Consider the following 18108-nt stretch of genomic DNA (forward strand, 5'->3'; position numbering starts at 1 on the left):
CGGGCCTGGGGACCATCCGGGCATGAACGTCTCGCGCACCGCCCTGCTCGCCGCCGCCTGCCTCAGCGCTCCCTTCCTTCCCGCGAGCACCGCCCCCGCGACGATCGCCACCGCGACGATCGCCCCGGCGACGATCGCCACCGCGACCGCCCCTGCGGTGATCCCCGCGGCTGTCGCCGCGACCGCCCCCGCGCCTGCCGCCGCCCCCGCGGGCTCCTGCGGCGGGCGCCCGTCGGACTTCGACGGCGACGGCCTGCCCGACCTCGCCGTCGCGGCGCCGTACGAGAGCGTGGCGGGCCACGCCCGCGCGGGCTCGGTCACGATCATGTACGGCTCCGGGCAGCAGGCCAGGCTCTCCCAGGCCACGCCCGGCGTGCCGGGCGACCCGGAGAACGGCGACTCCTTCGGATCGGCGCTCGCCGTCGGCGACTTCGACGGCGACGGCTGCGCCGATCTCGCGGTCGGCGTGTCGGAGGAGTTCTTCGGCACGCCGGTCCCCGGCTCCGACGGCCACGGCGCCGTGCAGCTCTTCCACGGCTCGCCGCGCGGGCTGGTCCCGGGCAGGCAGCTGTCGTCCTCGCGGCCCGGCTCCGACCGGTACGGCGCGGCGCTGGCGGCCGGCGACCTCGACGGCGACCGGGCCGACGAGCTGGTCATCGGCGCGCCCGCGATGGGCGCCGGTGGCACGGTCGTCGTCCACGGCTTCAAGGGCCGCGCGCGGTACCGGATCACGCAGCGCGGCCTGCGCCAGACGGGCCTGGTCACCGACCAGTTCGGCGCCGCGCTGACCACCGGCGACTTCGACGGCGACGGCAAGGACGAGATCGCGATCGGCGCCCCCGCCGACACGGTCCGCCTCGACGGCCAGGGCTCGGTGACGGTCGTCGACCCGCGCGACCGCCGTGCCGTGCAGTACACCCAGTCCTCACCCGGCGTGAAGGGCGCCGCGGAGAAGTGGGACGCCTTCGGCGCCGCGCTGGCCGCCGCCGACTTCGACGCCGACGGACGCGACGACCTGGCGATCGGCGTGCCGGGCGAGGGCCTGAGCGCCAACCAGCGGGCCATGGACTACGGCGACGGCATGGTCCACGTCCGCTACGGCACCGGCCGCTGGGAGGCCTGGACGCAGCGCCTGCTGAAGGGGACGCCGCGGTACTACGACAGGTTCGGCGCGGCGCTGGCGGCGGGCGACTTCAACGGCGACGGCGACGCCGAGCTGGCGGTCGGCGTGCCGGGGGAGAAGTCCGTGCAGGTCCTGGCCGGAGCCAGGAAGGGCGGCCTGACCAGGCACGGCGACGTGCTGATCAAGGGCAGGGGCCGCGATTTCGGCGCCTCCCTGTCCACGCTCGCCGTCGGCGGGCGCTACCGCACGCTGTCGGCGGCCACCGGCGGCGTCAGGGGTCTCACCGTGAAGGGACGCAGCGTCAAGGGACACAGCGTCAAGGGGCGCAGCGTCAAGGGACGCGGCGTCACGAGCGGCGGCGTCGACGGGCTGGTGGTGGCGGCGCCCGGCACGGGCGTGGTGACCTACGTGCCGGGCTCCCGCCGTCCCGGGCCCCACCACGGGCTGCGGCCGAGCCGGGCGCGCACGCTGGCCAGCGGCGACGGCCTGTTCGGCTACGCCTTCGGCTGACCCGGGCTCATCCCACCTGTCGTGGCAGGGCCGCCAGGTCGCCGGGCCCCCTGAAGTGGACGCCGGTGATGCCGAGCCGCGCGGCGGCCTCGACGTTCTCCAGCCGGTCGTCGACGAACGTCACCTCGTGCGGGCGGGCGCCCAGCCCGTCGAGCACGGCGAGATAGATCTCCGGGTCGGGCTTGACCAGGCCCATCCTGGCGCTGTAGAAGCGCGGCCCGATGCCGGCCAGCCAGGGCAGGCCGTCGATCCCCTCGGCGACGCATTCGGGGGCGTTGGACAGCAGCGCGACGCGCGGCAGCCGTTCCATGACGGCCACGGTGCCGGGGTTGGGGTACGACCAGCTGGCGACGTCCAGCCCGACGAGGGTCGCCAGCTCCTCGTCGCCGACGTCGCGGCCGAGCGCGAGGGACCAGAAGGCGCGCGGGGTCAGCGTGCCCCGGTCGAAGTCCAGGCGGTGCGCCCAGTAGCCGCGCTCGAAGGACTCCAGGTCGGCGCCCGCGGCGCTCGCCATGGCGGCGACGTCCGCCTGCGGCTGGGGGAGGGACAGGACGTTTCCGTAGTCGAAGAGCACCCAGGTCATGACGAAGACGCTAACCCACCGATCGATCACGCGTGGGCGGGCGCCGGGGCGGGTCAGCGGCCGGGCGGGGCGGCGGGGATGGTGAGCGACCTGGCGGTCCTGGCGGGGGCGCCCTTGCGGGAGATGTAGTCGAGGGTCCTGAAGTCGACCGACAGCTCCGACGCGGTGAGCCTGGCGGCGATGTAGCCGCGCCGCTGGTCGATGTAGGAGATGTGCGGGTTCTCGGCCAGCGCCTCGGCGATCCACGCCTTGTCGCGGTAGCCGTCGCCGTCGCTGGCGACGGAGGAGGTCACCAGCTCGCGGGCGACCACGGGCGAGGAGGGGTCGTCGAAGTCGAGCTTGAGCTCGGCCGCGTGGTGCATGTGGGCGTCGCCGGTCAGCACCACCGGGTTGGCGCTCTCCCGCATCCACCCGAGCAGGCGGTCGCGCTCGGGCGCGTAGCCGTCCCAGGAATCCAGGTTGACCTCGCGGCCCGGCCCGACCTTGTAGTCGCGCTGCGCCATGATGATCTGCTGGCCGAGCAGGTTCCACCGGGTGGGCGACGTGCGCAGCCCCTCCGCCAGCCAGCGCCGCTGCGCGTCGCCCAGGAGGGTACGGCCCGCCGACAGGCGCTCGTCGCAGGAGGCGCGCACGCCGTCGAGGCAGGCCTGGTCGTCCCTGAACTGGCGGGTGTCGAGCAGATGGAAGCGGGCCAGCGTGCCCCACGAGACCCGCCGGTTGACCCGCAGGACCGCGCCCTGGACGCTGGCGCGGCGCAGCGGCATGTTCTCGTAGTAGGCACGGAAGGCCATCGTCCTGCGCCGGGCGAAGTCGGGGGCGCCGGTGCTGGAGACGGGCCCCGCCCAGTTGTTCTCCACCTCGTGGTCGTCGAAGGCCACCAGCCACGGCGCGACGGCGTGCGCCTTCTGCAGGTCACGGTCGCTCTTGTACTGCGCGTGGCGCAGCCGGTAGTCGGCCAGGGTCTCGCACTTGCCGGGGGTGTGGGTGCGGACCCTTCCGGCCAGCGCGGTGTATCCGCTCGGGCCGTACTCGTACATGTAGTCGCCCAGGTGCACGACCAGGTCGGGCTCCTGCTCGGCCAGACGGCGGTAGGCGGTGTAGTAGCCGTGCTCGTAGTGGGCGCAGGCGGCCACCACGAAGTTGAGCGGCTGGGCGCCCTGCGGCGTCGTCCTGGTACGGCCGGCCCGCGACAGCCTGCCCTCGGTCCTGAACCGGTAGAAGTACTCCCGTCCCGGCTCCAGCCCCTGCGCTTCGACGTGGACGCTGTGCGCGGTGTCGGGCGTGGCGCTCGCCGTACCGGACCGGACGATCCTGGAGAAGCGCTCGTCGGCGGAGATCTGCCAGTCGACGTCGAAGGAGCGCGAGGGCATGCCGCCGCGCCCGTCCCCGCTCAGCGGGTCGAGCGCGAGCCTGGTCCACAGCACGAAACCGTCGGTGGTGGGGTCTCCCGAGGCGACGCCGAGCGTGAACGGGTCACCGGCGAGGGCCCGCGAGGGCGGCAGGAAAGGCTGCGAGGGCGGAAGGAGGAAGGAGGCGGCCGTGGCGGCGAGGAAGGTTCTGCGTTCCACGCCCCAGGTATGTCCTCCTCCGCTGACCCGGTCATGACAGCCGAGTCAAGCGGAGGTGAACATCACTCCTCCAGCCAGGTGAGCAGCTCGTTCGCCATGTCGGTCGCGCGCTCGTCGCCGAGCTCGGTGAAGCGGCCGACCGCCTCGCGGGCGCGCCGCAGCGCCTCCTCCCGCCTGCCGAGGGCGTTCAGGACGCGGGCCTCGTCGTAGGCGAGGGCGGCCAGCTGGAACGGGTCCCCGGTCAGGGACCGCGCCTCGGCCAGCGCCTCGGCGGCGTCCGCGCTCCGGCCCGACCAGTGCAGCGACATGGCGTGGCGGCGGGTCGTCCTGGCCTGGTCGTCGGTCTCGCCCGCGGCCCGGTAGCGGTCGGCCGCGACGGCGAAGGTCTCGGCGGCCTCCTCGTCGCGGTCCAGCTCGTCGAGGATGCCCGCCGCGGACTCCGCCGCCCTGGCCGACTGCAGCGGATGCGCGTACATCGCGACGAGGGCGGTGAAGTCGGCCAGCGCCGCCTCCTGCTCGCCCATCAGGCGCAGGGCGTTGGCCCGCGTCCACCTGAGGCTGGTGACGTTGTCGAGATCGTGGGCGTCCCCGCCGTCCGTGCCCCCGTCGTCCGTGCCCCCGTCGTCCGTGCCGCCGTCGTCCGTGCGGCTGGGGGCCGGGTCGCCGGCGTCGAGTACGGCCAGGGCCTCCTCGGCCGCGATCGCCGCCTCCATGGGCCGGTCGGTCGCCAGGTAGGCGGCGGCCAGGTCGACCCTGGCGAGGGCGGCGGCGTGGGCGTCGCCGAGCGCGGTGAACAGGGCCACGGCCTCGATCAGGTCCTCGACCGCCTCCGCGGCGCGGTCCACCATGACCAGCACCTCGCCCCTGGAGGCGTGCGCGAACGCGCGCAGCCCCGCCTCCGTGCGCGGCGCCACGGCCAGCGCCTCGCCGAAGGCGCCGAGAAGCTCCTCCAGGTCGCCGCCGTGCCGCCGGATGAGCCGGCCGTGGAACAGCGCCGTCCTGGCCAGGGTGAGCACGTCGCCCTCGGCCCGCAGCGCCTGGCGTGCCGTTCGCGCCGCCTCGGCCGCACGCCCGGGGTCGCCGTCGTCGGCGTGGAGGTGGGCCAGCAGCGCCAGCAGCCCGCCCTCCCGCGCCCCTTCCAGCAGCGTGATCGCCTCGCCGGCCCGGCCGGCGCCCGCGTACGCCTGGGCCAGCCGTGACCGCGCGCCCGCCCGCTGCCGCTCGTCGCCGTGGGCCGACAGCCACCGGTACGACTCCTCCACCAGCGGCAGCCCGTCCTGCGCGAGCAGCCCGAGCCTGCCGAGCGCGACCTGCCTGCGCGCCTCGTCGCCGGCCTGGGCGTGGAGCTCGGCGGCGCGGACCCACAGCTCCCGCGCCCGCTCCACGTCGCCGGCCATGAGCGCGGCCAAGCCGAGCCCGTCGGTGCGCCGCCCGCCGGCCGGGCCGCCGACCTCGTCGTAACGCTCCCACGCGGCCAGGGCCGCGTCGTGGTCGCTGCGCCGCCACGCGTCCTCGGCCAGGTCGAGCAGTTCGTCGGGACCCGCGCCGGCGGGCGGCCGGGCGGGCGCTGCGGACGGGATCGTGACCCTGCGCGCGTGCGGCGTCAGCGGCAGGTGCTCGACCAGCGGCTCGGCCGCCAGTCTCGCCTCCAGCCTGCGGGTCTGCTCGCCGGTGCCGTTGCGGGCGTCGAATCGGGCGGCCAGGTCCCTGGCGGTCGTCTCCAGCTCCTCACGCAGGCGGCCGACGGGCACGTCCGCGCCGTTCCTGCGTACGGTCAGCCCGCCGTGGCCCAGCTCCTCCAGGCGGCGCAGCAGCAGCGCGGCGCACCCGGCGAAGTACATGTGGTCGCTCGGCGTGGGGGAGCGGTCCAGCAGCGGCAGCTCGCGCTGCAGGATCTCCAGGCCGCGGGTCTCGTTGCCGGTGAGGGCGCAGAACTCCAGGTGGTCGCCGAAGTCGTCGACGTAGTTGGCGTCGCCCTGGACGATCCGGTAGGCGCGCAGGTGCGCGGCGGCGGCCTGCTCCAGCCGCCCGGTCCGCACGTACGGCAGCAGCAGGTTGCCGAGAATGCCCTGCGGCTGGACGTGGCAGGTCAGGTGCCCCGCGACGACGGGCGCGGCCAGCTCGATGGCCTCCTCGTCGCGTCCCATCCAGGCCAGGTACCACACCTTGCCGCTGGGGTCGCAGCCCTCGCAGTCGGACATGTCGTCGCGCGGCGTGGTCTGCCACCGGTGGAACCACTCCTCGGCCGCGGCCCTGTCGCCGATGTGCTCGGCGACATAGGTGCGCTGGGTGTGGACGGCGTGCGGGCCGTAGCCCGCCGCGGCGTAGCGCCGCTCCATCTCCGCCAGCGCGTCGTAGGCGCGCTGCAGCGGGATTTCCGGGAAGCGGCGCATGTCGCTGACGATCCACTTGTACTGCCACAGCAGGCTGTAGGTGTGCCAGGCCGACCAGCGCCCGGGATCGGCGTCGTACTCGGCGACGGAGCGGGAGAAGGTGGCGAACGACTTGGCCGGCTCGGCGCCGTACTGGTAGGCCTCGGTCAGCTCCAGCCGCACCTCGAAGGCCAGCTCCGGGTCGTGCGCGCAGGCCTTGAGCGCCTGTTCGAGCAGCACGGACCTGGCCTCGCCGTACGGCATCTGCCTGGCCTGGTCCAGCATCTCCTCAACGTCGGCCATCGGTACTCACTCCTTGCCCAGCACGGCCCAGTCGAGCAGGCCGAGGAACGAGCGGTTCAGCGCGGCGGTGTCGGCCGCGCGCAGCGGGTGGTGTCCGTGCAGCAGCGCCATGCCGTACAGCGCCTCCACCGCGGTGGCGGCCAGCGACAGGTCCTTGAGCAGCACCACGCGGCGCACGAGCGGGTTGCGGTGGTTGAGCACCAGGCGGGGGCGGTCGGCGGCGACGGTCCGCTCCATGGCGCCGAGCACGTCGGCCCACAGGTCGTCGGCGGCCTGCCGTGCCTCGCGCAGCTCGGCCTGATGCTCGGCGGCGCGGCTGGTCAGGTAGAGGGCGGGCAGCGAGGCCGGGTCGAAGTCGCGCAGCACCAGCTCGCAGCCGAGAGGGTCGAGGACCCGGGCGGCCGCGGCGACGAACGGCCTGGCGGCCAGGTCCGCGCCGGGGTCGACGGGGCCGAGGTGGGTGGCCAGCTCGCCCGGGTCGAGGCGGTCGAGACGGGCGTCCGGGTCGATCCTCGGCAGGCGCCGCAGGATGTCGCTGTCGTAGACGTAACCGCCGTTGATCAGGCCGACGCCCTGGGCGCCCGACACGGCCGACAGCTGGCGGAACTCGTCGACGCTCGCGGTGAAACGGCCCTGCGGATGGCGGGTCCTGAACTGGGCGAGCGTCATCGGGCCGTCGCTGGTCTCGAACTCCAGCCACCTGTCGACCAGGCGCAGCATGTCGTCGTCGTGCAGGGCCAGGGCCTTGACGCCCAGGTGGTGCAGGCGCAGGAAGGCGCGCAGCCGGGCCGGGTCGGTCTCGGCCAGCCGGACGAGCCATTCGCGCAGCTGGCGGCCGAGCTGCTCGCGGGTGTGCTCCAGGAGGTCGTCCTCGTAGAGGGCCTCGCGGCTGGCAGTGGGGCGCAGCTCTCCCGCGTCCACGACGCAGCGGGCGAAGAACGCCCAGTCGGGCAGCACACCCTCGGCGCGCTCGGTGAGCAGCATGCGCTTGAGGTAGACCCGGTGGCCGGCGCGGGCGGTCGGGTTGGCGGGGCTGGGCAGCACGAACGCGACACCGGTCAGCGCCGCCTCGGGGACGTCCAGGTCGACGACGTCGAAGGGGGTGAAACCGAACAGCTGCCTGCCGTACTCCAGCAGCGCGGCCCGGCGCGCGTCAGGGCTGTCGTACCGGGCCAGCCACGGCGGGTCGGTGGTCGTCACGACGCCGTCGACCGTGACGGTGATCGGCAGCAGCGAGCCGTACAGGGCGGCCAGCTCGGTGACGGTGCGGGCGTCGACCCATTCGGCGGCGTCCCTGCGGGCCCGCAGGGTGACCGTGGTGCCGGGCGCGGCCCGCTCGGCGGTCGCCGGCGCCACCCGGTAGGTGCCGTCGGACCTGCCGGTCCAGCTCACGGTGGGTGTGCCGGTCACCGACCTGGTCTCGACGTGGATCTCGTCGGCCACCAGGAAGCCCGACAGCAGCCCGATGCCGAACTGCCCGAGGAACTCGTGCCTGGCGAACCCCAGCTCGTCGCGCTTGGACGAGCGGCCGATGGTGGCCAGCAGGGTGTGCACCTCGTCCTCGGTCAGGCCGACGCCGTCGTCGTGGACGCGCACCTGCCCCTCGGCGACCTCGATCGCGACCCGGCCGCCGCCTTCCCCGCGGGCGGTGATGGCGTCGGCCGCGTTCTGCAGCAGTTCGCGCACGTAGACCCGCGGACTGGAGTACAGGTGACGGCTCAGTAGATCGACGACACCCCGCAAATCCACCTGAAAGGCATTTTCCACGCCCGACACTATGCCAGGTATGGCCGCAGATGCTCATGTAACGCGGCACAGCCGAGGTATTTCTCCGCGGTGTGGAAGTCCAGCCAGTCCAGATTCACCAGCGCCTCGACGTCCACCCCGGTGAAGCAGTCACGCAGGGCGGGCGGGATGGCCGCGATGTCGTCCTTGTCGGCGATGTTGACCCAGCGCCGCACCCCCTTCGGCCGCTCGCCCAGGCCGGCCACCGGAGCCGGCAGCAGCCGCTCGAACACCACGTTGCGCATGCCGAGCGGGCTGCCCAGGGTGACCAGCAGGTCCACCTCGATGTCCGGATGGGCGTGCAGGGTCTCGTAGGCGACGACGCTGCCGAGCGAATGGGCGACCACGACCCGGGGCGCGTGCCGCCTGAGCACCTCGGCCACCGCGTCCTGGCACCGCTCGCGCCGTATCTCATCGGTGAGATAGGCGGCCACCTCGGGGCAGAACAGGGCGGCGAAGGCCGCGGCCCTGGTGTCCAGCCGGTTCAGCAACCATCCCGTGAACGCCTTCAGCGCGCCCGTGAAGGTCTCGCCCACACCCGACTGCTTGGCCCAGTCGACGAAGACCTGCTGCTCCCGGGCGCCCATCGTCTCGACCCGCTTGGCCTTGCCCTGGTCGTTGAGATGGTGGGCGTAGTAGGCCACCTCCGCGAAACCGGCCGGTCCGGCGCCGAGATAGCGGTTCCACTTCGCCCGCATCGCCTCGGCCGCGCCTTCCACCGACCGGCCGGCCTGGAGGTAGTAGTTGTACTTGCCGATGCCGTGCACACCGACGATCACCGCCATGATCACTCCCCACGTTGTGCGGGACATGGTGCCATGGCGGGCTTGCGGATGGATGACCGGAAAAACCTTGTTGCTCGGGGCATAGGCCATCCGGATACGGTTTGCAGGGGTTCTCACGAGTTGCTGGGGCTTTCACGAGGGGAGGTGTCCCGATGGCCGGCCTGTTGATCGTCAACGACTCGATCGCCATTCCCGGCGACGAGCTCGTATGGCGTTTCTCCCGTTCCTCGGGCCCGGGCGGTCAGGGGGTCAACACCACCGACAGCAGGGTGGAGCTGCTGTTCGACGTGGCCGCGAGCACGGCGCTGCCGCCCACGCTCAAGGCCCGCGCGCTGGAACGGCTGCCGTCGCCGGTGATCACGGTGGTGGCGTCGGAGTACCGCTCCCAGCTGCGCAACCGCGAGGCCGCCGCCCACCGGCTGGCCCAGCGCGTCCGCGAGGCGATCGCGCCGCCGCCCAAGCGACGCCGTCCGACCAAGCCCAGCAAGGGCTCCATCGAGCGCCGCCTGGCCACCAAGAAGCACCGCTCCGACGTCAAGCGCCTGCGCCGCGACATCTGAGCTTGGGCCGGCGGCCCCTCCGGCACGGCGCGTCGATCCAGGTCGACCTGACCGCGCCGCTCCTGGCGTCCCAGCGGGCGCGCCAAGACGCCGTCCGACGGGACCTCGCGATCGGACGGGCCGCGTCAGCTCCCACCTCAGCCACCCGGGGTGACGGTCGCCCGGCTACCGTCGCTTGTGTCGAACATGTGATCTAAAACTCTCCAAGTCAAGGTTACGATCTTGGTGATGGCCGGCCGTGCCGATCGGCCGGCTCTCCATGCTGAAGGGGCGTGAAGACGCCCCACGACCCGATGGGAGATCGACCTTGAGGCGTGCGCTGATCGCGTTAGGCGTCGGCTTGAGCGTGCTGGGTTCCGCTGTCGTCACCGAGCCGGCCCAGGCCGCGAGCGGGGTGGTGGTCCCGCTGGCCGCCAACGTGACGGCGGCTCAGCAGATCGCGAGATTCTGGCTCGCCGACGGAGCCGCCAACCTGAAGAACGCCACGCCGTACACCGTGCGGACCGAGGTCGGCGGGGAGCGCCTGTCCACGGACGTCGTCCCGGACGGCCTCCCTGGGGCCGTCGCACCGGTGGAGGGGCCGCCCTCGTCGAAGGGGAAGACGCCCACGACCTCGGGCAAGGTGTTCTTCATCGGCAGCGACCTCCAGCCGCACTGGTGCACCGGCACGGCTGTGCAGTCGAACTTCAAGAACCTCGTCGCCACGGCAGGTCACTGCCTGTTCGACACCGAGGCCCCGGACGGCCCTCTGGCCAAGTGGGTCTTCGTCCCCGGCTACTCCGAGGGCACGACCCCGTTCGGCCTGTACGTCGGGAAGCAGGCAAGCGCTCACTACGACTTCGACGTCTACCGGGACTACGACCGGGACTTCGCCTTCGTCAACGTGTACAACGGCGTCGTCTCCCCTTCCCCGGACGTGCTGACCAATGTCGGGAGGCTGGTCGACAACGTCGGCGGCCAGGGGTTCGCGTTCAACCAGCCGCTCGCGCCCACGGTCGACGTCTTCGGCTACCCCGCCGGCCCCCACCCCGACGGCAGGCGGCCCTACACGGGCGAGACCCTCGAATGGTCGACCGGCTCGACGTTCACGATGAAGGTCACGGGCCTGCCCGCGGACCGGCTCATCGGCGTGGACTCCCCGCTCACCGGTGAAGGCGCTCTCGGGTCCTCCTGGCTGACCCATTACAGGAGCGACAGCCGTCTCGGCTATCTCAACGGCATCACGATCAGCGTGTCCGACACCGATGGCGACAATCGGTACGACACCGGCGTCTCGCCGTACTTCGACGGTGAGGTGAAAGAGGTCTACCGGGAGGCCGCCAATTTCTGGGCCGGCCCCATCGCCTAGACAGCCGCCGTCCCCGCCGCGCCCGCCCCGAGTGGCGGGCGCTGTGGCTGTATGTGATCTTGTATTCGGCGACCGCATCATTCCCATCACCTCGGAGACCGCCGAAGAATGGGGACGCCTGAACGCCATCCGCCCGCTCCCGAGCACGGGCGGCCTGATCGCCGCGACGGCCAGAGCGAACGGGTGGACCGCTGGTGGGCAGGAACGTCAAAGACTTCGAGGGGATGGGGCGTGTCCGTCGTCAACCCCTTCGAACCGCCGCGCTGAGATCACGCCCGCGTGTAGCGGTGCTTGGCGCCGGGCGGGAAGTACTCGGGGTCGCCGGTCTCGCGCAGCCTGATCTCCGGCGCCTGTCTCTCCCGGGGGACGTAGGCGGCGAACTCGCTGTTGAGCCTGCGCAGCTGCGCCAGGATCGAGCTTCCGACGGCCCGCGCGGTCCGCTCGTCGGGCCGCAGCCCCGGCATCAGCTCGACCGTGACCGTCAGCCGCCGGTCGCGCTGTTCGTCCTCGACCACCTCCAGCACGAACTTGCCGCTGACCATCCCGCTCACCTCCGGCTGCTCCAACCCGACGGCGATGTTCTCGGGGTAGACGTTCGCGCCGTAGTAGGACACGGTGAAGTGGCTGCGCCCGAAGACGTAGACGAACGGCCGCTCGGGGCCGGGGGCCGACGGGGTGAAGCCGTGCCCGGCGAGCAGGCCCAGCATCCTCTCGTACGGCAGCAGCCCGCCCTCGTCGGCGATGTGGTAGCGGACGAGCGGGATCCCGTTGTCGCCGGAGAACAGCAGCGTGCCTTCGTGCTCCTCGAAGAAGCGCACCTCCGGGTCGTACTGCACGAGCGTCGGCAGCCGCGACTCGCCGAAGATCTCCCTGGCGGTGCCGGGGTGGGCGGCCAGGAAGCGGCGGATCTCGATCGACAGCGGCGTCTCGTTGCCGAGGACGCCCGCGTCGGCGGTGCCGTACAGGGAGGCGGTGTCGCGGGTCGGGTCGGTCATGCCCGCGCGCTCGGCCACCAGCGACCGCCATTCCTCGCTGAAGACCTCGCCCGCGGTGACCATCTTGATCGCGTAGTCGCGCCACGGCAGGCCGCCGGTGTCGATGACGTCCTTGAGGAAGGGCGGGTAGCCGAGCAGGACGACCTGGTCGAAGTGCGGGGCCAGCTCGGGGATCACCCGGACGATCTCGCGCTTGTCGCTGCCGGGCGCGATCGAGGTGATCGGGTAGCCGCGTCCGGCCAGGTGGCGCAGGCAGGCGAGGGTGAACAGGCCGCCGACCCAGGTGCCGAGCGCGAAGCACACGACGGCGAGCGTGCGCTTGTCGCGGGCGCCGAACGCGTCCCTGAAGATCTCCTCGAACCTGGCGGCGATGACCCGCTCGTCCTCAGCCGACCGGGGCCAGAAGGACGGCGTGCCGGTCGATCCGGAGGAGACGGCGATCATGTCGCCGATCGTGCCGCCGCGGCACAGGTCGGGCAGCGGGTAGCGGCGGGTGTAGGTCTGCTTGGTGGTCATGGGCAGCCTGGCGAAGTCACGCAGGCTCGTGACCCGCGCCGGGTCGATGTCGTGCGCGGCGAGGAAGGCGCGGTAGGCGGGGACCGTCGCCGCCGTCCGCCGGAAGAGATCCACCGGGTCCATCAGCCGATGGTACGGCGCAGCGGCAGCCTGGCCCGCACCTCGAAGCCGCCGTCGGGGGCCGGCCGCGCCTCCAGCGTCCCGCCGAGCAGGTCGGCCCGCTCCCGCATGCCGGTGATCCCGTGCCCTCCCGCGCTCATGGGCGCGGAACGGCGCGGCGCCTCGTTGGCGACGGCGACCACGAGCTCGTCGCCGGTCCGGTCGACGTCGACGCGCACGGCCGCGCCGGGCGCGTGCCGCATCGTGTTGGACAGCGACTCCTGGAGGATCCGGTAGGCCGCCTCGCTGACCGGCGCGGGGACGGCGCCGGCGGCGTCGGCGGCGCCGGTCACCGTCACCGGGTGCCCCGCCGCGCGGACCGTCGCGACCAGCTCGTCGAGACGGTCGAGGCCGGGCGCTGGCGCCTGGCGCAAGGTGCCGACGATCTGCCGCATCTGCGACATCGCCTCCAGCGACATCTCCCGCACCTCGGCGAGACCGGTGTCGAGGACGGCGGGGTCGCCGCCGGCGCGCAGCCGTACCGCCTCCGACTGGATGGCGATGGCCGACATGTGATGTGCGACCACGTCGTGCAGCTCGCGCGCGATCCGCAGCCGCTCCTCGGCCACCGCCTGCGCGGCCATGGTCTGCTCGGTCTGCGCCGCCAGCTCCACCTGCGTACGGCGCCGCGCCCCGACCACCTGGCCGAGCACCAGCACCACCGGCAGGAGCAGCAGTTCCAGGCCGAACGGCTGCGGCCGGAACAGGACCTCGGCCAGCGTCGTGCCGATCCACACCGCGACGGCGCCCGCCACTCTGACCCGCGTCGCGATCGTGTAGGCGCACAGCACCAGCGCGAGCCCGCCGACCGAGACGACCCCGATGCCGGGGTAGGGGTTGACCAGCAGCGTGGTGGTCGCCAGTGCCCACGCGGGGATGGGCGCCGGCCTGCGCAGCGCGACGGGCACCGAGGCGACGGCCGCCACCAGCGTGATGATCCCGTCGTGCGTGGGCACGTCGAGGCCGCCCGGCTGGAGCCGCATCGGCCCGCTACTGGAGATCATGTCGCCGGTGGTGAACCAGAACAGCACCAGCGCGGTCACCACGTCGAGGAGCAGCAGCATCCGCGGCGACAGGTGCCACTTCGGGTCATTCACCGGGACGGACCAGCCCCGTCTCGTAGGCGTAGACGATCGCCTGGGCCCTGTCGCGCAGGTCGAGCTTGGTCAGCACCCTGCCGACGTGTGTCTTCACCGTCTGCTCGGCGACCACGAGCCGTTCGGCGATCTCGAGGTTGGACAGCCCCTGCGCGATCAGCGTCAGCACCTCGGTCTCCCGTTCGGTCAGCTCCGCCAGCCGCTTCACCGACGGCGCCCGCGGCCCGCCCAGCCGCGCGAACTCGTGGATCAGCCGCTTGGTGACCGCGGGCGCGATCAGCGCCTCCCCGGCCGCCACGACGCGCACGGCCTCGGCCAGCTGGGCGGCGGAGGCGTCCTTCAGCAGGAAGCCGCTGGCGCCCGCCCGTAACGCCTCGTAGACGTAGTCGTCGAGGTCGAAGGTGGTCAGGATCAGCACCTTGGCGTCACCGGCGGCCATGAGCCTGCGCGTGGCCTCCAGGCCGTCCATGACCGGCATCCGGACGTCCATCAGCACGACGTCGGGCTTCAGCTCGGCCACCCGCTCGACCGCCTCCTGGCCGTTGGCCGCCTCGCCCACCACCTCGATGTCGGGCTGGCTGCTGAGGAAGACCGTGAAACCCGTGCGGACCATGCCCTGGTCGTCGGCGATCAGCACCCGGATCATGAGCCCGACTCCACCGGCAGCACGGCCTCCACCTCGAACCCGCCCCCTTCCGTGGGACCCGCCTCCAGCGACCCGCCGAGCAGGGTGGCCCGCTCGCGCATGCCGATCAGCCCGTGACCGGCGCCGGGCGCGTCGCCTGGCCCGCGCCCGGGGCCGTTGGCGACACGGACCCGCAGGCCGCCGCTCCAGGCGACCTCGACGGCGACGGCCGAGCCCGGCGCGTGCCGCATGGCGTTGCTGAGCGATTCTTGCACGATCCTGTAGGCCGAGACGGCCATGGCCGTGGGCACCTCCTCCAGCTCACCCGAACGCTTCACCCGCACGGTCAGCCCCGCCGAACGGGCGTTGCCGACCAGGTCGTCGAGCCTGTCGAGGGCGGGCGGCGGCGTGGTGTCGGCGCGGCCCTCGTGGTCGCGCAGCACGCCGAGGACCTGCCGCAACTCCTTGATCGCCTCCAGCGACAGCCCGCGGATCTCGGCGAGGCCCGCCTCCAGGCGCGCCACGTCCCCTCGGGCCTCCATGGGTACGGCCTCCGCCTGGATCGCGATGACCGACAGATGGTGGGCGACGACGTCGTGCAGTTCCCTGGCGATCCGCGCCCGCTCGGCCATGACGTACCGTTCCCCGATCGCCTCGTCCCTGCTCGCGGTGGCGCGGCGCCGTACCCGGACGTTGTAGCCGAACAGCAGGATCACCGTCATGGCGACCGAGGCCAGCGCCATCGACTTCGCGTCGACGATCCAGACGGTCAGCACCGAGGTCAGCCAGCCCACCGCAGTGACGCGCCGGTCCGACCGGGCGGCCAGGGAGTAGAGCACCAGCAGGTACATCACGATGGCCGGCTGGAGGTACGGCGGCTGCATGTCGGTGATCTGCCTGACGACGTGCAGGGACGGAAGGATCAGCACCAGTGCCAGCCGCCACGCGGCCAGGGGCCAGCGCGCCCGCATCGCGACCGGCAGCGAGAAGGCGACGGCCGTCAGGTAGACCTGCGCCATCGGCTGCCGTCCGGACGGGATGAGCTCCGTGAGCGTGATCCAGAACAGCATTCCCGCCACGACGAGGTCGGCCAGCTGCACCAGGTCGTAGTGGTCGAAGGGCACCAGTGGCCGCAGCGCCCGCGGCACCCGGCGGCGCAGGCGGGGCGAGCGGGCGGGCGGGGGATCGGCCTCGCCGCTGAAGAACGCGAGCACGAACGGCTGGAGGACGGCCGAGATCACCGCCCCAGCCTAGGTGCGGCCTGACCAGGCACGCATCACCCCTGGGAGTGATGGCCCTCAAGAGCTACTTACACAATTACGATCGCCGTGAGCGAACATCATCAAGGAAGGGAACATCGGCGGGCTCCGATGAATTGAGTGTGTATAACTCAACCCCATTGGAGTTCAGATGAGTGAGAGCTTGATCCTCCCGGTCCTGCCGCTCGACGACGAGGTGGTCCTGCCGGGCATGGTGGTCCCTCTGGACCTGTCCTCCGCGGAGGTCCGGGCTGCGATCGACGCGGCTCAGGCTTCTGGTCTCAACAAGCCGCGCGTCCTCCTCGTTCCCAGGATCGACGGCCGTTACGGGGCCGTCGGCGTGCAGGCCGTGGTCGAGCAGGTCGGCCGGCTTCCCGGCGGCGAGCCGGCCGCCGTCGTGCGCGGCGTCAACCGGGCGCGCGTCGGCAAGGGCACGACCGGCCCCGGCGCGGCCCTGTGGGTGGAGGTCCACACCGTCGACCGGGTGCCGGCGGGCGAGCGGGCGCAGGAGCTGGCCAAGGAGTACAAGGCGCTGGCCACGACCATCCTGCAGAAGCGCGGCGCGTGGCAGGTGGTCGACCAGGTCAACCAGATCGACGACCCCTCCGTCCTGGCCGACAGCTCCGGCTACACCCCCTGGCTGAGCACGGCCCAGAAGGTCGAGCTGCTGGAGGCGCCCGACCCCGCCGACCGCCTGGCCAAGCTGGTCGAGTGGTCGCGCGAGCACCTGGCCGAGCTCGACGTGGCCGAGACGATCCGCAAGGACGTCCAGGAGGGCATGGAGAAGCAGCAGCGCGAGTTCCTGCTCCGGCAGCAGCTCGCCGCGGTCCGCAAGGAGCTGAAGGAGCTCAACGGCGACACCGCCGAGACCGAGGAGGAGGACTACCGCGCCCGCGTGGAGGCGGCAGACCTGCCCGAGAAGGTGCGCGAGGCGGCGCTCAAGGAGGTCGACAAGCTGGAGCGCACCTCCGACCAGTCGCCCGAGACCGGCTGGATCCGCACCTGGCTGGACACCGTCCTCGACATCCCGTGGAACACCACGAGCGACGACACCTACGACATCGCCGGCGCCCGAGCCGTGCTCGACGCCGACCACACCGGCCTCGACGACGTCAAGGACCGCATCATCGAGTACCTGGCCGTGCGCAAGCGCCGCCAGGACAAGGGCCTCGGGGTGGTGGGCGGCCGCCGCAGCGGCGCCGTTCTCGCCCTCGCCGGTCCTCCCGGGGTCGGCAAGACGTCGCTGGGCGAGTCCGTGGCGCGCGCCATGGGCAGGAAGTTCGTCCGCGTCGCCCTCGGCGGCGTCCGTGACGAGGCCGAGATCCGCGGCCACCGGCGCACCTACGTCGGCGCGCTGCCCGGCCGCATCGTCCGCGCCATCCGCGAGGCGGGCTCGATGAACCCCGTCGTGCTGCTCGACGAGATCGACAAGGTCGGCGCCGACTACCGGGGCGACCCGACCGCCGCCCTGCTCGAGGTGCTCGACCCGGCGCAGAACCACACCTTCCGCGACCACTACCTGGAGGTCGAGCTCGACCTGTCGGACGTGCTCTTCCTGGCCACGGCCAACGTCCTGGAGGCCATCCCCGGGCCGCTGCTCGACCGCATGGAGGTCGTCACCCTCGACGGCTACACCGAGGACGAGAAGGTGGCCATCGCCCGCGACCACCTGCTGCCCAAGCAGCTGGAGCTGGCGGGGCTGACCGCCGATGAGGTCACGGTCGAGGAGGCGGCGCTGCGCAGGCTGGCCGCCGAGTACACCCGCGAGGCCGGCGTCCGCTCCCTCGAGCGCTCGATCGCCAGGATCCTGCGCAAGGTCACGGCCAAGGACGAGCTGCCCGCCACGGTGACCGCGGACGACCTGGTCGAGTACCTGGGCAGGCCGCGCTTCGTCCCCGAGGCGTCGCTGCCCGAGTCCAAGCAGCGCACCTCGGTGCCCGGCGTGGCCACCGGCCTGGCCGTCACCGGTGCGGGCGGCGACGTCCTCTACGTCGAGGCGTCGCTGGCCGACCCCGAGACCGGCGACACGGGGCTGACCCTCACCGGCCAGCTCGGCGACGTGATGAAGGAGTCGGCGCGGATCGCGCTGTCCTACCTGCGCTCCCACGGCGCGGAGCTGGAGCTGCCGGTCACCGCGCTGAAGGACCGCTCGGTGCACGTGCACTTCCCCGCGGGCGCCGTCCCCAAGGACGGGCCGTCGGCGGGCGTCACGCTCACCACGGCGCTGGCCTCGCTGCTGTCGGGACGGCTGGTCCGCAACGACGTGGCGATGACAGGGGAGATCTCGCTCACCGGGCGGGTGCTGCCGATCGGCGGCGTCAAGCAGAAGCTGCTGGCGGCGCACCGGGCGGGCATCACCACCGTCCTCATCCCGGCCCGCAACGAGCCCGACCTGGACGACCTGCCCAAGGAGGTGCGCGACGAGCTGACCATCCACGCGGTCGGCGACGTGCGTGAGGTGCTCGACATCGCCCTCACCCCGGCCAAGGTGGCCCAGACCGCCGCGGCCTGACCTCCCAC

At 72.7% G+C, this 18108-nt stretch carries 13 protein-coding genes; 4 read left to right on the top strand and 9 right to left on the bottom strand.

Annotation, left to right across the window (positions count from 1 at the left end; all coding sequences use genetic code 11):
* Positions 1–22: 22 nt before the first annotated feature.
* Positions 23–1633, top strand: coding sequence for an FG-GAP and VCBS repeat-containing protein (locus tag ACWDLG_RS29295; RefSeq protein ID WP_449925929.1), 1611 nt, complete (start codon positions 23–25; stop codon positions 1631–1633).
* A gap of 7 nt (positions 1634–1640) precedes the next feature.
* On the opposite strand, the gene ACWDLG_RS29300 is transcribed toward ACWDLG_RS29295, so the two are convergent.
* The 5 genes from ACWDLG_RS29300 to ACWDLG_RS29320 all read right to left on the bottom strand — a co-directional run bounded on the left by ACWDLG_RS29300 (position 1641) and on the right by ACWDLG_RS29320 (position 9056).
* Positions 1641–2216 (bottom strand): HAD family hydrolase, encoded by a 576-nt coding sequence (locus ACWDLG_RS29300; protein ID WP_449925932.1) that lies wholly within the window; start codon positions 2214–2216, stop codon positions 1641–1643.
* Between the two features lie 53 nt (positions 2217–2269).
* On the bottom strand, positions 2270–3784 hold the full coding sequence (locus ACWDLG_RS29305) for an alkaline phosphatase D family protein (RefSeq protein WP_449925934.1): 1515 nt from the start codon (positions 3782–3784) through the stop codon (positions 2270–2272).
* Positions 3785–3846: 62 nt separating this feature from the next.
* Complete coding sequence (locus ACWDLG_RS29310; protein WP_449925936.1) at positions 3847–6459, bottom strand: hypothetical protein; 2613 nt, start codon at positions 6457–6459, stop codon at positions 3847–3849.
* Between the two features lie 6 nt (positions 6460–6465).
* Positions 6466–8226 carry an HSP90 family protein gene (locus ACWDLG_RS29315; RefSeq protein WP_449925938.1) on the bottom strand — a complete coding sequence of 587 codons (1761 nt, stop codon included), beginning with the start codon at positions 8224–8226 and terminating at the stop codon, positions 6466–6468.
* A gap of 8 nt (positions 8227–8234) precedes the next feature.
* Entirely contained in the window at positions 8235–9056 is an 822-nt protein-coding gene (locus ACWDLG_RS29320; protein WP_449925941.1) for a hypothetical protein, read from the bottom strand.
* Positions 9057–9181: 125 nt separating this feature from the next.
* On the opposite strand from ACWDLG_RS29320, the gene arfB reads away from it, so the two are divergent.
* Positions 9182–9589 (top strand): alternative ribosome rescue aminoacyl-tRNA hydrolase ArfB, encoded by a 408-nt coding sequence (gene arfB, locus ACWDLG_RS29325; RefSeq protein ID WP_354920825.1) that lies wholly within the window; start codon positions 9182–9184, stop codon positions 9587–9589.
* A 307-nt stretch (positions 9590–9896) separates the two neighbouring features.
* The gene (locus ACWDLG_RS29330; protein ID WP_449925946.1) at positions 9897–10937 is read left to right on the top strand and encodes a trypsin-like serine peptidase; all 1041 of its coding nucleotides are present in this window, start codon (positions 9897–9899) and stop codon (positions 10935–10937) included.
* A gap of 269 nt (positions 10938–11206) precedes the next feature.
* Here the strand turns inward: ACWDLG_RS29330 and ACWDLG_RS29335 are convergent, their stop codons facing one another.
* Genes ACWDLG_RS29335 through ACWDLG_RS29350 form a run of 4 tightly spaced genes read right to left on the bottom strand, consistent with a single transcriptional unit; the run spans position 11207 to position 15570 of the window.
* Complete coding sequence (locus ACWDLG_RS29335) at positions 11207–12571, bottom strand: phenylacetate--CoA ligase family protein (protein WP_449925949.1); 1365 nt, start codon at positions 12569–12571, stop codon at positions 11207–11209.
* The gene (locus ACWDLG_RS29340) at positions 12571–13704 is read right to left on the bottom strand and encodes a sensor histidine kinase (protein WP_449925952.1); all 1134 of its coding nucleotides are present in this window, start codon (positions 13702–13704) and stop codon (positions 12571–12573) included. The genes ACWDLG_RS29335 and ACWDLG_RS29340 overlap by 1 nt, the downstream gene beginning before the upstream one ends.
* The gene (locus tag ACWDLG_RS29345; RefSeq protein WP_449925955.1) at positions 13697–14350 is read right to left on the bottom strand and encodes a response regulator; all 654 of its coding nucleotides are present in this window, start codon (positions 14348–14350) and stop codon (positions 13697–13699) included. The genes ACWDLG_RS29340 and ACWDLG_RS29345 overlap by 8 nt, the downstream gene beginning before the upstream one ends.
* Positions 14347–15570: a sensor histidine kinase gene (locus tag ACWDLG_RS29350; RefSeq protein ID WP_449925958.1), complete on the bottom strand. Its 1224-nt coding sequence runs from the start codon at positions 15568–15570 to the stop codon at positions 14347–14349. The genes ACWDLG_RS29345 and ACWDLG_RS29350 overlap by 4 nt, the downstream gene beginning before the upstream one ends.
* 169 nt (positions 15571–15739) lie before the next feature.
* On the opposite strand from ACWDLG_RS29350, the gene lon reads away from it, so the two are divergent.
* Entirely contained in the window at positions 15740–18100 is a 2361-nt protein-coding gene (gene lon, locus ACWDLG_RS29355) for an endopeptidase La (RefSeq protein ID WP_449925960.1), read from the top strand.
* Positions 18101–18108 lie beyond the last annotated feature (8 nt).

The sequence above is a fragment of the Nonomuraea sp. NPDC003727 genome (assembly GCF_053586935.1).